General features: G+C 71.9%; 12 protein-coding genes. 8 read left to right on the top strand and 4 right to left on the bottom strand.

Annotation, left to right across the window (positions count from 1 at the left end; genetic code table 11):
• Positions 1 to 52 precede the first annotated feature (52 nt).
• Positions 53 to 532 (bottom strand): hypothetical protein, encoded by a 480-nt coding sequence (locus AB663_RS04815; protein ID WP_157540882.1) that lies wholly within the window; start codon positions 530 to 532, stop codon positions 53 to 55.
• 132 nt (positions 533 to 664) lie between these two features.
• Positions 665 to 1,786: a class I SAM-dependent methyltransferase gene (locus AB663_RS04810; RefSeq protein WP_067196305.1), complete on the bottom strand. Its 1,122-nt coding sequence runs from the start codon at positions 1,784 to 1,786 to the stop codon at positions 665 to 667.
• A gap of 241 nt (positions 1,787 to 2,027) precedes the next feature.
• On the opposite strand from AB663_RS04810, the gene AB663_RS04805 reads away from it, so the two are divergent.
• Positions 2,028 to 2,321: a hypothetical protein gene (locus tag AB663_RS04805; RefSeq protein WP_067196304.1), complete on the top strand. Its 294-nt coding sequence runs from the start codon at positions 2,028 to 2,030 to the stop codon at positions 2,319 to 2,321.
• A gap of 87 nt (positions 2,322 to 2,408) precedes the next feature.
• Here AB663_RS04805 and AB663_RS04800 read toward each other — a convergent pair whose 3' ends face one another.
• Positions 2,409 to 3,143, bottom strand: a complete 735-nt coding sequence (locus AB663_RS04800; protein WP_067196303.1) for an IclR family transcriptional regulator — start codon at positions 3,141 to 3,143, stop codon at positions 2,409 to 2,411.
• 9 nt (positions 3,144 to 3,152) lie between these two features.
• Entirely contained in the window at positions 3,153 to 4,442 is a 1,290-nt protein-coding gene (locus tag AB663_RS04795; RefSeq protein WP_067196302.1) for a hypothetical protein, read from the bottom strand.
• A 107-nt stretch (positions 4,443 to 4,549) separates the two neighbouring features.
• Here AB663_RS04795 and AB663_RS04790 point away from each other — a divergent pair, with 107 nt between their 5' ends.
• The 7 genes from AB663_RS04790 (at position 4,550) to AB663_RS04760 (ending at position 11,867) form a co-directional block, all read left to right on the top strand.
• Complete coding sequence (locus AB663_RS04790) at positions 4,550 to 5,479, top strand: sugar kinase (protein WP_083511323.1); 930 nt, start codon at positions 4,550 to 4,552, stop codon at positions 5,477 to 5,479.
• A 16-nt stretch (positions 5,480 to 5,495) separates the two neighbouring features.
• Positions 5,496 to 6,122 (top strand): bifunctional 4-hydroxy-2-oxoglutarate aldolase/2-dehydro-3-deoxy-phosphogluconate aldolase, encoded by a 627-nt coding sequence (locus tag AB663_RS04785; RefSeq protein WP_067202166.1) that lies wholly within the window; start codon positions 5,496 to 5,498, stop codon positions 6,120 to 6,122.
• Entirely contained in the window at positions 6,119 to 6,298 is a 180-nt protein-coding gene (locus AB663_RS04780) for a hypothetical protein (RefSeq protein ID WP_067196297.1), read from the top strand. The genes AB663_RS04785 and AB663_RS04780 overlap by 4 nt, the downstream gene beginning before the upstream one ends.
• 14 nt (positions 6,299 to 6,312) lie before the next feature.
• Complete coding sequence (locus tag AB663_RS04775; RefSeq protein ID WP_232304638.1) at positions 6,313 to 6,927, top strand: RNA polymerase sigma factor; 615 nt, start codon at positions 6,313 to 6,315, stop codon at positions 6,925 to 6,927.
• Positions 6,924 to 7,391 carry a hypothetical protein gene (locus AB663_RS04770; protein WP_067196295.1) on the top strand — a complete coding sequence of 156 codons (468 nt, stop codon included), beginning with the start codon at positions 6,924 to 6,926 and terminating at the stop codon, positions 7,389 to 7,391. Before AB663_RS04775 ends, AB663_RS04770 begins: the two co-directional genes overlap by 4 nt.
• 41 nt (positions 7,392 to 7,432) lie before the next feature.
• Entirely contained in the window at positions 7,433 to 8,983 is a 1,551-nt protein-coding gene (locus tag AB663_RS04765) for a S8/S53 family peptidase (RefSeq protein ID WP_067196294.1), read from the top strand.
• Between the two features lie 415 nt (positions 8,984 to 9,398).
• Complete coding sequence (locus tag AB663_RS04760) at positions 9,399 to 11,867, top strand: CHAT domain-containing protein (protein WP_067196293.1); 2,469 nt, start codon at positions 9,399 to 9,401, stop codon at positions 11,865 to 11,867.
• Positions 11,868 to 11,919 lie beyond the last annotated feature (52 nt).

The raw sequence follows: 11,919 nt of genomic DNA, 5'->3' as shown, positions 1-11,919 counted from the left end.
GGTTTCCTGGCCTGACCGGGGGAATGACGGGTCGCGCGCCGGACGCCGCGACTCAGGTCGCGTCGCCGATTCCGGGGCCAACAGGCCCGCCGTCTGCACCCCGTGCACGGGTCGCCTCGAGGGGCATCGTGCGCGCCATCAGCGTGCGGACATCTCCGTCGAGACCGTCGAGTCGGAGCTCGACACGATCGAGCCGCTTCTCCATGCCGTCGAGCCGCTTGTCCATCCCGTCGAGCCGCTTCTCCATGCCGTCGAGCCGCTTGTCCATCCCGTCGAGCCGCTCGTCCATGTGCTCGAACCGCCGGTCGACCGCTTCGAACTGCCGATCCACCGCCTCGAATCGGAGATGCACCTTCTCGAAGCCGGCGATCATCTCCGTGCGCAGCGCCTCCACCCTTACCGCGAACATCCCGCCGAACCCGTCGAACTGCGCCGCGATGGTGCGCATCATCAGCTGCGTCGCCACGGCGATCATGCCGGTGAGGGCCGCGGCAAGAATGCCGAGGGCTGTCCAGATCTGCGGTTCTGTCACGGTGAGCACCTTTCCATCATGGGTCCGTCCGCTCCCAGATTGCCAGTGCCCAGGGGAAGAAAAGCCCCGCTTAGCGGCCGAATTCCAGTATGTGTGGAGAACCCTCGGCTCACGCGGAGTGTGCAGGACGGGTCAGCGACGGATGCTTCGTGTGACGGTGAACTTCGGCGTGCGGCGGAGCTGCTCGGTCGGGCCGATGAGCGCCGTGAGCTCGGGGCGGTACGCCAGGGCGGAGTTGAAGACCGTGAGCAGCTCGCCGCCTGGGCGCAGCATCCGCGCCGCCGCCTCGAACAGCCGGGTCGCGGCTCCCGTGTGCACACTGCTGCCGAGATGGAAGGGCGGGTTGAGCAGCACGACGTCCACGCTCGCGTCGGGAATCCGCGATCCGGCGTCGTCGTGCGTCACCTCGATGCGGTCGGCGAGTCCGTTCGCCTCCGCCGTCGCGCGTGCCGAGGCCACGGCCGCTGCAGAACGATCGGTCGCGACCACCCGGGCGCCTGCGTGCGCGATCGCCGCGGAGACGGCGAGCGCGCCGGTGCCGCAGCCGAGGTCGACGACTGTGCGAACAGACGCAGGGGAAGAACCGGGGAGCTCGGCGAGCACGTCGAGCAGCACCCTGGTGCCGATGTCGAGCTTGGCCCCCGCGAACGCCCCGCCGTGCGCCACGAGCACGAGGCCTTCATGGTGCGCCCGCACGGGATACGGCGGCTGAGCCGGCACCGCACGCGGCTCCGTCGCGACGATCAGCCGGGACTTCCGCTCGGCGCGCTGCGGCTGCACCCGCGCGAAGCTGCGGCCGAGCACGTCGTTCTGGGCGAGGGTCATGTGCTTCACGCGGCCGCCTGCCACGAGCACGACGTCGGCTGCCGCCCACCGCGCGACCGCGTCTGCGATCTCCTCGAGCTCCGCGAGCGCCTTGGGCAGCTGCAGCAGCACGAGCCGCGCGCCGTCGAGCAGCGATCCGTCGAGCTCATGCGGCGAGAACCCCGCGAGCCCGAGCTCTTCCGCGTTGAGCGCGAGGGCCCGGCGGCCGGTCGCGAGGTCCTGATGCACCCGGATGCCGGTGAGGCCGGCATCCGTCAGCGGCAGGGTGATCGCGCCGTACGCGTCGCCGATGACGGCGATCTCGTGCCCCGGGACGCCGCTCTCGAGAGCCCTGCCCACGAGCAGGGCGTCGGTGGCGTCGTACGCCTGCAGGTTCGCGGCCTCGACGTCGGGCCGACGCCGCAGGCGCGCGTAGGGGAAGTCAGGCACTTCCCCACGATACGCGGTCGCACCGCGCCCGACGAGCGGGCACGAACACTCCGCCGTCCGTAAGCCGATCGGATCGGCGAGCCTAGCACTCACCACCCCGGGACGTTCATGGGGAAGCTCAGCGCGTCACTCGACTGGACCAACCAGGCTCTCACCGTCACCCTCAGCGCAACCAGCGAAGCGATCACTCTCCTGGCTCGTCGTCGGGTGCGTGTATCGTCGCTCTCTTATGCGGTCAAGAGTGCAGCGCAAGCCCTACCTCGTCACAGTCCACCCAGAGGGCCGATGGTGGCATGTCCGGGTCCCGGAACTCGGCCCGGCCGCGGTCTCCCAAGCGCTGAAAATCCGCGAGACCGAGCACCAGGCCCGCGACCTCATCGCAACGTGGCTCGACGTCGAGCCACACCGGTTCCACGTCATCATCAAGCGCCGTAGCGCCCTGCACCCCATGTGGTCCGACAGCCTCCTGAACGAAGGCAGCTCATCTGCGCCCGCCGCCACCACCCAGACGACAACGGGCATCATGGAGCGATGAGCTGGATCCGCCAAGGGCACGGCAACAGCCAGGCGCAGGAATTCCTCGGCATCGAAAGCGGATACGGCGACAAGCTAGCCGAATACTTCACCAGCCGATCTCGCGGGCGATGCGCGCCGCCGTGCGCTGCAGCAGCGGCACGCGCAGGGCCAGCTCGTCGAGGTCCTGCACCATCCTGATCGCGGTGAGCGAGAGCGCGCCGACCACGCCGACGGGGCTGCGGATGGGAACCGCGACGCAGTTGACGAAGTCCTCGAACTCCGCGTCGTCCACGGCCCACCCCCTCGCCGAGACCGCGTCGAGCTCGGCATCGAGGTCGGCCCGCGAGGTGATCGTCCGCGCGGTGTGGGGCGTCCAGTCCGTCCCGGCGAGCACCGCGTCTCGCCGCGTTCCGTCGAGGTCGGCGAGGATCGCCTTGCCCACCCCCGTGCAGTGCGGCAGCACGCGCGAGCCGATGCGCGAGTACATGCGTACGCCGCCCTGGTCCTCGACCTTGTCGACGTAGACGATCGTGTCGTCGATGAGCGCCGCGACGTGCAGCGTGTTGCCGACCACTTCGTGCAGCTCGCGCACGTGGGCGGACGCCGCCTGCCGCAGGTCGAGGTTCTCCAGCGCGACCTGCGCGAGCGAGACGAGGTGGAAGGCCAGCACATAGCTGCCGTCGGAACGACGGCGCGCGAACCCCACGTCCTCGAGCGTCTGCAGCTCACGGAACATGGTCGACCGGTGCAGACCGAACTCGACGGCGAGCTCGGCCACCGTCTTCGGCTTCGCGGCGATGGCGTCCAGGATCCGGGCCGCTCGGCGGACACTCTGCGACACGTGTGCTCCTCAGAAGAAGGTGCGAACGAGCTCGACGACGCGGTCGTCGTCGGCCGAGGCGACCACGGGCAGCAGATCCCACTTGTCGAAGGCCGTGCAGGGGTGGGAGAGGCCGAGCCGCACGACGTCGCCCACACCGGCATCCGCCCCCGCATCCGCGAGGCGAAGGAAGGAGTGCTGGTCGTTCATGGCCGAGATCGTCGCGTCCCCCAGCGGCGCACCGGCTCCCCCGAGCTCGCCGGCCACGGTCTGCGGCTCGGGCAGGCCCTCGTCGAAGGGGAAGTCGCGCTTGCCGCCGTCGACGAGCGCCAGGCCAGGCTCCGGATGCGACACCACACGGGCGTATCCGTGCATGGCGGCCCGCAGCGCGTCGTGCTCGCCCTCGTAGCTCGCGTCGAGCGGCGAGATGCCGCGGTAGAACCCGTCGTCGTGCACGATGTACGCCCCGGAGCGCATCGTCCAGCGCACGCCGTCGCCCGCACGGATCGCCTCGCCGTAGACATCCGCGACCACGTCGAAGTAGGCGCTGCCGCCCGCCGTGACGAAGACGTCGCCCTCGTCGTCGTACAGGTCCGACACGGCGGAGTGCAGGGCGAGCTGCAGCTGCAGGTACTCGCGCACCGCGGCGAGCGCCGCGGGCGAACGGTCGTGTCCGAGCGCCCCTTCGTAGCCCGCGACGCCGGCCAGGCGCAGCACATCGGATGCCGCGATCGCCCCGGCGATCTCCACGGCCTCGTCGAGCGTTCGGGCACCGGTGCGGCCGCCCGCCGCGCCGAGCTCGACGCACACGTCCACGCGCCGCGGGACGCCGGTCTCCCTCAGCGCGCCCTGCATGCGCTCGACGGTCGCGACCGAGTCTGCCCACGACACGAAGCGGAAGTCGGGGTCGGCGAGCTCCGCGGCCAGCCAGTGCAGCGACCGGCGGTCGACGACGGCGTTGGCGAGCATCACCTCGTCGAGCCCGAAGGTCCGCGCCGCGCGCACCTGGCCCATGGTGGCCAGGGTGATGCCGGGGCATCCGGCGTCGAGCTGGCGCTGCCACAGCGCTGGGGCCATGGTCGTCTTGCCGTGCGGCATGAGCTCCAGGCCGCGCGCGGCCGTCCAGTCGGCCATGACGGCGATGTTCGCATTCATCGCTGCGTCGTCGAGCGCGATGAGGGGCGTCCAGAACTCGCTGAGGCGCGGGCCGGTGGCGAGGAACTCGTCGACCGTGAGTCCGAACGCGCGCTCGGGGATGCCCTTCTCCCGTGGGGTGAGCACCTGCGCGCCCAGTCCGTCGAGCATCAGCCGCTGTGCCATGGAGTCCTCCCGGGTGATCGATCCGCGTCGTGCTCGAACCTACCCCCGATCAATGCACTGTGCATATGCTGCAACGCTCGTTGCGGGTGCTGCGCACCGTCGTCATCATGACAACCATGCATACCGCCACCCCCGAGCTCATCGCCCTCGGCGAGACCATGGCCCTGGTCACGCCGCGCGACGCGACACCGCTCGCCGACGCCGTCGACGTGCGGCTGAGCATCGGCGGCGCCGAGTCGAACGTGGCCGCGCATGCGGCAGCTCTCGGACGCCGGACGGCCTGGGCGGGCGCCCTGGGCGACGACGTGCTCGGCCATCGCGTGCACCGCACGATCTCCGCGCAGGGCGTCGATACCCGGTGGGTGCGGTTCGACCCGGATGCCCCCACCGGCGTCTACTTCAAAGACCCCGGCCGCGGGGTGCTCTACTACCGCGCCGGCTCGGCGGCGTCGCGAATGACACCGGAGAGCATCGCCGACGTACCCCTGGAGCAGGCGCGGATCGTGCACATCTCCGGCATCACGCCTGCGCTCTCGGCAGGATGCGCCCGCCTCATCGACGGCGTCATCGCACGCGTGGCTGCCGGCGATGCCCAGCTCAGCTTCGACGTGAACCACCGCGCCGCGCTGTGGTCGGCATCCGACGCGGGTCCCGTGCTGCGCGGTCTCGCCGACCGGGCGGACATCGCCTTCGTCGGTCTCGACGAAGCGCAGACACTGTGGGGCACGGCCACTCCCGACGACGTCAGGGCCCTGCTCCCCCACGCCGGCCGCCTCGTCGTCAAGGACGGCGACGTCGGGGCCACCGAGTACTCCGCCGACGGCACCGTGTTCGCCCCGGCCATCCCGACCGACGTGGTCGAGGCGGTGGGCGCGGGCGATGCCTTCGCCGCCGGATACCTGGCCGGTCTGCTCGCGGGCGACGCGCCCGCGGAGCGGCTGCAGGGCGGACACCGTCGGGCGCACCTCGTGCTGCAGTCGACCGGCGATGTCGTCGGAGCGGACGGTACGGATGCCGCGGAACCCCGCGCGCGATGACGAGAGGACGATGACGATGACGAACACGCTGGACAATTCCGGCTTCGAGGAGCTCTTCGGCGGCGCGACGCTCATGGCGATCCTGCGCGGCATGGGCGCGGAACGCAGCCTGGCGGTGTCGACGACCGCCTGGGACCTCGGCATCGATGTGGTCGAGCTGCCGATCCAGTCGGAAAGCGACATCGAGGCGCTGCGCGTCGTCGCCGCGGCCGGGCGGGAGCGCGGCAAGATCGTCGGCGCCGGCACGGTGGTGTCCACCGAGCACGTGGCGCAGGCGGCGGATGCCGGAGCCGCGTTCACCGTCAGCCCTGGGCTCGACCTCGACGTCGTACGCGCCTCGCACGACGCGGGGCTGCTGAGCCTCCCCGGCGTCGCGACCCCGAGCGAGGTGCAGCTGGCGCTGAAGTCCGGGCTCACCTGGCTGAAGGCCTTCCCCGCGTCGGTGCTGGGCACGCCGTGGCTGTCGGCCATGCAGGGGCCGTTCCCCCAGGCGCAGTTCGTCACGACGGGCGGCATGAGCGCCGCGAACGCGGGCGAGTACCTGCGCGCCGGGGCTCGCGTCGTCGCCGTCGGCTCGGCTCTTGAAGACCCGGCGCAGCTCCCTCTGCTGGCCGATCTGCTCGAGTCGAAGAACCGGCCGTGAGCGACATCGCGGCGCGCCTCGCCTTCGTCGACGCGCGGCTGTCGTACGAGATCGACGTCGTCGCGGCCGCGGAGGCGGTCGCCGAAGGGCGCGCCGTGCTCGTCGACACCCGGAGCCCGGCACAAGACCTCCGGTCATGTATCAGCAAGCCCTTGCCGCGCTCCTTGGTGATGTGATCACAATGGGACTCATGATCGACGGCGCTCCCGGCGACGCCGATCTCGCACCCGGGGACGGCGCCGCGCGGTGGACACGCGCGGCGCACTTCTTCGGCGCGTGGCGGGACGGCGACAGCCGTGCGATGGACGACCTCGTGCGGCTGATGACGCCTGTGCTGTGGCATGTGGTGCGCGCCTACGGTCTCGAACGCACCCTCGCGGAGGACGTCGTGCAGACGACCTGGCTGCGGCTCGTGCGGTCGCAGCGCACGATCGCCGACCCGAAGGCCGTGTCGGCCTGGCTCACCACCACCGCACGCCGCGAGGCGTGGAAGGCAGGCAAGGCTCAGGGCCGAGTCGACACCGCCGAGCCCGACGACCTCGACGTGCTCCTCCCCGAACAGGCTTCGGCCGAGGAACGCGCGGCGACGGGCGATGAGAATCGGCGCCTGTGGTCGGCCGTCCGCGCCCTGAACGAACGCTGCCAGCGCCTGCTGCGCGTCGTCGCGTTCGACGACCGCCCCGACTACGCCGCCATCGCCGCCGACCTGTCGATGCCGATCGGCAGCATCGGGCCGACGAGGCAGCGGTGCTTGGCGAAGCTTCGCGCGATGCTGCAGGCGCCTCGCGCGGAGGGTGCGACATGAGCGCTCGCGACCGGCCAGACGACGCCGCTCTGTTCGCGCGGCTCCGCGGCATGTGGGAGGCGCTCGACCCTGCACCCGTCACGCTCGCCGACCGCATGATCGCCGCGGTCGCCTCCGACGACCTCGCGTCGGAGTACGCCCTGCTCACCCTGGTCGAGCAGCCGCTCAGCGCCGTCCGTGCGGAGACGGACGCGCTCACCCTGCAGTTCAGCGACGGGACGACGAGCGTGCTGCTGCATGTGACCGCGACCGTCAACGGCCGTCACCGCGTCGACGGCTGGGTCGACACGGCTGCGGCCGAGGTCGTGCTCGAGCAGGGCGACCGCGAGCGCACGACGAGCCCGACCGAGACGGGGCGCTTCGCGTTCGACGACGTGCCATCGGGCATGACGAGGGTGCGACTCACCGCCCGCTCGGACGGCGACGAGCGCACGCTGTCGACTCCGCAGTTCGAACTGACTTGAGCGCCGGCCGCGCGGAGCTCGCCGCCGGGAGAGGATGACCGATGGATCAGCCACGGGGATGGTCGTGGCAGGACAGGGCCGAGGGCTCGATCCGCCGGGGGACGACACTGGATCCGAACGTCGAGCCGGTCGACGGCATCCGCGCGTTCCCGACCGCATACCTGCCGGAGCGGCTGCTCGTCACGCAGGACGACGACGAGGGTGCGTACGACAGGGAGATCCGCACCCTGCACGAGGCGGCGGGGTCGTTCGGCTGGCGGATCGAGCTGGAGGAGCCGGATCGGCGGCTCACGCGTCTCGACGATGTGCCGTGGTTCATCCGTGCGCACCTGACGACGCCGGACGAGCCGGTGCGCGGGGAGTCCCCCGTGCCGCCGGATGCCTGGCGCGTGCTGCAGCGCGCCCGGCGCATCTCGCGCACGTCGATGCCGCGCACAAGCCTGGAGCACGTGCTGTCGATCGACCCCGTCGGACTGAACCCGTTCACGCGCACCAATCCCTTCACCCGCACCAACCCGTTCACCCGGACGAACCCCGTTCGAGGCGCCGGGGCCGGCGGCAGCGACGACTACCTCGAACCGGGGCGTGGAGCGCGTCAGCCGGTGAGCTGGCTGGGGCCGGCGCCGGCACGCCAGTCCGCGCCGCGAAAGGGCCGCCGTCCGGTCGTCGCCGTGCTCGACACCGGATGCGGTGTGCACGAGTGGCTGCCCGACGACATCGTCACGCGGCGGATCGAGCTCGACGGCATCCCGGTCGGCCTCACCGACGACGCCGATCCCGAGCGCTTCCCCGATCTGTACGGGCAGCTCGACGGCGAGATCGACGCCGTGGCAGGGCACGGGACGTTCATCGCCGGCCTCATCCGGCAGGCGGCTCCGGATGCCGACATCCTCTCCGTCCGTGTCGCGGGGGCGCTCGGCGTCGTCGACGAGAGCACCTTCCTCACGACGCTCGCTCAGGTCGTGGAGCTCCTGCGGCTGCATCGCGAAGACCCCGGGACCGGGCATCCGATCGACGTGCTGAACCTGTCGCTCGGCTACTACCACGAGACGCCGGCCGATGGGCTGTTCAGTCTCACCCTCCACGCCCTGCTCGCGAAGGCGCGTGCGCTCGGGTGCGTGGTGGTGTGCTCCGCCGGGAACGACGCGATCGATCGACCGACGTTCCCCGCGTCGCTGTGGCCGTGGCCGGGAGCGGACAACGGCATCCCGCACGACAATGGCGCGCCGCTCGTCTCAGTGGGAGCGCTGAACCCGTCGGCCCGATCGGTCGCCCTGTTCTCGAACGTGGGGCCGTGGGTGCGTGTGTACGCACCGGGAGCCGGAGTGGTGAGCACGTCGCCCGCGTTCGTCGGAGGCCAGCAGGCCGCGACCCGCGCGGACGTCGACGGGCTGCGGCGCGAGACCATCGACCCCGACGACTACCGCGGCGGCTTCGCGATCTGGAGCGGCACCTCGTTCGCAGCGCCCGTCGTGGCCGGGCGGATCGCCGCGCAGCTGGGCACGGTCCCGACGCAGGGCGTGCAGACGGATGCCGCGACCGCAGCCGTCGACGCGGTGCTGAAGGGCCTCCCCGCCCCGGCCGGGGAGTAGCCGCGGGGGGCGGATTCGGCATCCGCCAACCTGCCCGGATTCGGCATCCGCCGGCACGTGTCGGCCCGCCCGGCTTCGGCATCCGCCGGCATCCGCATGCGGGCCACGACACCGCGCCTGCGCCCAGCGCACGCCACCCGCGCGAGCGCGTCCAGTTTGTCGGGAGATTTCCTATTTGTCGGGAGAGAATCCGCTTTCCCGGGCCGATTCCAGCAAATCTCCCGACAAACTGCACGCGGGGTGAGTCCGGCATGACCGCGGCCGGGCCGGAGGCACACACGGATGCCGACAGCAGACACGGATGCCGAGAGCAGACACGGATGCCGGCAGCCGACACGGATGCCGGCGCCCACGCACATGCCGACGCGGATCCGCGGCCTACCGCGGCGCGGCGCCGACACGGCATCCTGGGAGGATGGCCCTGACCGCGAGTGAGCTGCACCGACGCGGTGTCGCGGCGGCCAACGCACGGCGCTTCGCCGAAGCTCGACGTCTGCTGGCGACGGCATCCGCCCGCACCGACGATCCAGACCTCCGCGCGCGCATCGACGGAACCGTCGCGTACGTGCTCTCGCAGGTCGGCGACCAGGGCGAAGCCGAGCGGCTCACCCGCGCGGCCCTCGACCGCGCGGCCCTGTCCGGCGAGACGCGGGCCCTGCTCTATGGACAACTCGGCACGCTCCTGCTGCATGCCGGTCGACTCGACGACGCCGACGACGCCCTCACGCGCGCACTCGACGCGCTCCCCGCACCGACGCTCGAACGCGCCAATCTGCTGATGAACAGAGCAGTGGTGCGGATGCAGCGGCACCAACTCGCCGACTGCACCGCCGATCTCGAAGAGGCTGTGGCCGTCTACGAGAGCACCGGCGACCCCCTGCCGCTCGCCGAGGCCCGGCACAACCTCGGCTATGCCGCGCTGCTCGGCGGCGACCTCGTCACGGCTCTGGAGATGATGACGAGGTCGCGTCCGGTGCTCGCGGCAAGCAGCGACCTCGCCGCCGCGATCAGCGACCTCGACCGCGCCGAAGTGCTGCGCGACGCGGGCCTCACCACCGAAGCGGAGACTCTGCTCGGCGAGGTCGCCGCGCGGTTCGGCGCACAGCGCATGCGCCAGGCCCGCGGCGAGGCGGAGTTCCACCTCGCTCGATCGCTGCTGCGGCACGACCTGCGCGCTGCCGAACGCACAGCGGCGATGGCGTCAAGACGCTTCGCAGCACTCGGCAGCGACGGATGGGCTGCGCGCGCCGAAGCCGTGCTGCTCGAAGCCCGAGTGCGGGCTCATCGTGGACGTCACGCCTCCCCAGACGACGTCGCACGCACCGCCGCCGCCCTCGATCGAGCGGGCTTCCGCACGGAGGCGACGGGCCTGCGCCTCACCGCGAAGCTCGCCGAGCCGGGACCCCTGCCGCGGCTGCCCGCCGACGCCCCGACCCCGTTGCGGCTGCGGGCGCATGAGGTGCGGGCGGTCCGCGCCGCCGCGTCGGGGCGGGACGGGCTCGCGATGCGCACGGCCGCCGCCGGCCTCGACCTGCTCACGACCTGGCAGCGCTCGTTCGGCGCACTGGATCTGCAGGCATCCGTCGCCATGCACGGCACCGACCTGATGCTGACGGGGCTGGCGGCGGCTGCGCGGACGCGCGACCCCGCACGGCTCTTCGAGTGGTCCGAGCGCGCACGGCACCTCAGCCAGCAGGTGGCACCCCTGCGTCCGCCGCGCGACGCGGAGCTCGCGGACGACCTCGCGGAACTGCGGATGCTGCGCGCCGAGCTCGCCGGTGGGGACTGGACGGTCGACGCGAGAGTGCGCCGCCTGCGGGACCGCGCGCGACAGAGGCAGTGGTCGGCGACCGGAGCCGGAGACGCCAGGACCCGCGTCACCCTCGCAGAAGCCCAGACGGCTGTGGGCGCGGACACCGCGGTGCTCTCGTATGTCTTCACCGGTACAGAACTGCTCGGCGTGGCCGTCACGGCATCCGCTGCGCGGGTCGTCCCGCTCTCGTGGTCGCGCGTTCGAGCTGCCGCCGACGGACTGCGCGCCGATCTCGACGTCGCGGCTCTCACACGCGGAGGGCCGATGGCCGCGGTGATCGAGAAGTCCCTCGACGACCGGCTCGCGCGCCTCGACGCCGCGCTCCTCGCCCCGATGCTCGCCGCGGTCGGCGGTGCGCGGCGGGTGGCGCTCACGGCGCCCGGCGTGCTGGGCGGCATCCCGTGGTCCATGCTGCCCGGCATGCGCGGCATCCCGTTCACCCTGGCTCTGTCGGTCTCGCGCTGGCTCGGGGACCGCACCGCGGGTGGCGCTCCCGCTCCCCTCACCGCGCCTCCCTCGGCAGGCACGACGGCCGCGATGGTGGCAGGACCCCGGGTCGCGCGCGGCGAGGAGGAGGTGCTCACGGCAGCGGCGGCGTGGCCCGATCCCGCCGTCCTGCTCGGCGATGCCGCCTCGGTGTCGCCCGTCACCGAGCTCGCCGCGACCAGTGACGTGCTGCACATCGCCGCGCACGGGCGCCACGCGGTCGACAATCCCCTGTTCTCGGGTTTCGAGCTGGCCGACGGCACGCTGTTCGGCTACGACGTCGACCTGATTCCGCGCGCTCCCGAGACCGTGCTGCTGTCGGCGTGCGAACTCGGGCGGTCGTCGGTGCGCTGGGGCGAGGAGGCGCTGGGTATGACGCGCGTGTGGCTGCATGCCGGAACGCGGTGCGTCATCGCGACGCCCGTCGTCGTCCCCGACGACATCGCGTGCGAACTGCTCGCCGCCGTGCACAACGGCCTCGCGCGCGGGGTTCCGCCAGCCGACGCCCTCGTCGCCGCCTCGGCCGTTACCGGACACCGCGCCCCCTTCCAATGCCACGGCGACGGCCTCGGAGAAGTTCTCTGAAGAATTCTTCCAATCGATGTATCAGAAGATCGGCCGCCCGCTCCTGATCTGC

This window comes from Microbacterium sp. XT11 (assembly GCF_001513675.1).
Classification (GTDB): Bacteria; Actinomycetota; Actinomycetes; order Actinomycetales; family Microbacteriaceae; genus Microbacterium.
The sequence above is the reverse complement of the archived record's forward strand: the minus strand, read 5'-3'. Positions and strand labels throughout refer to the sequence as shown.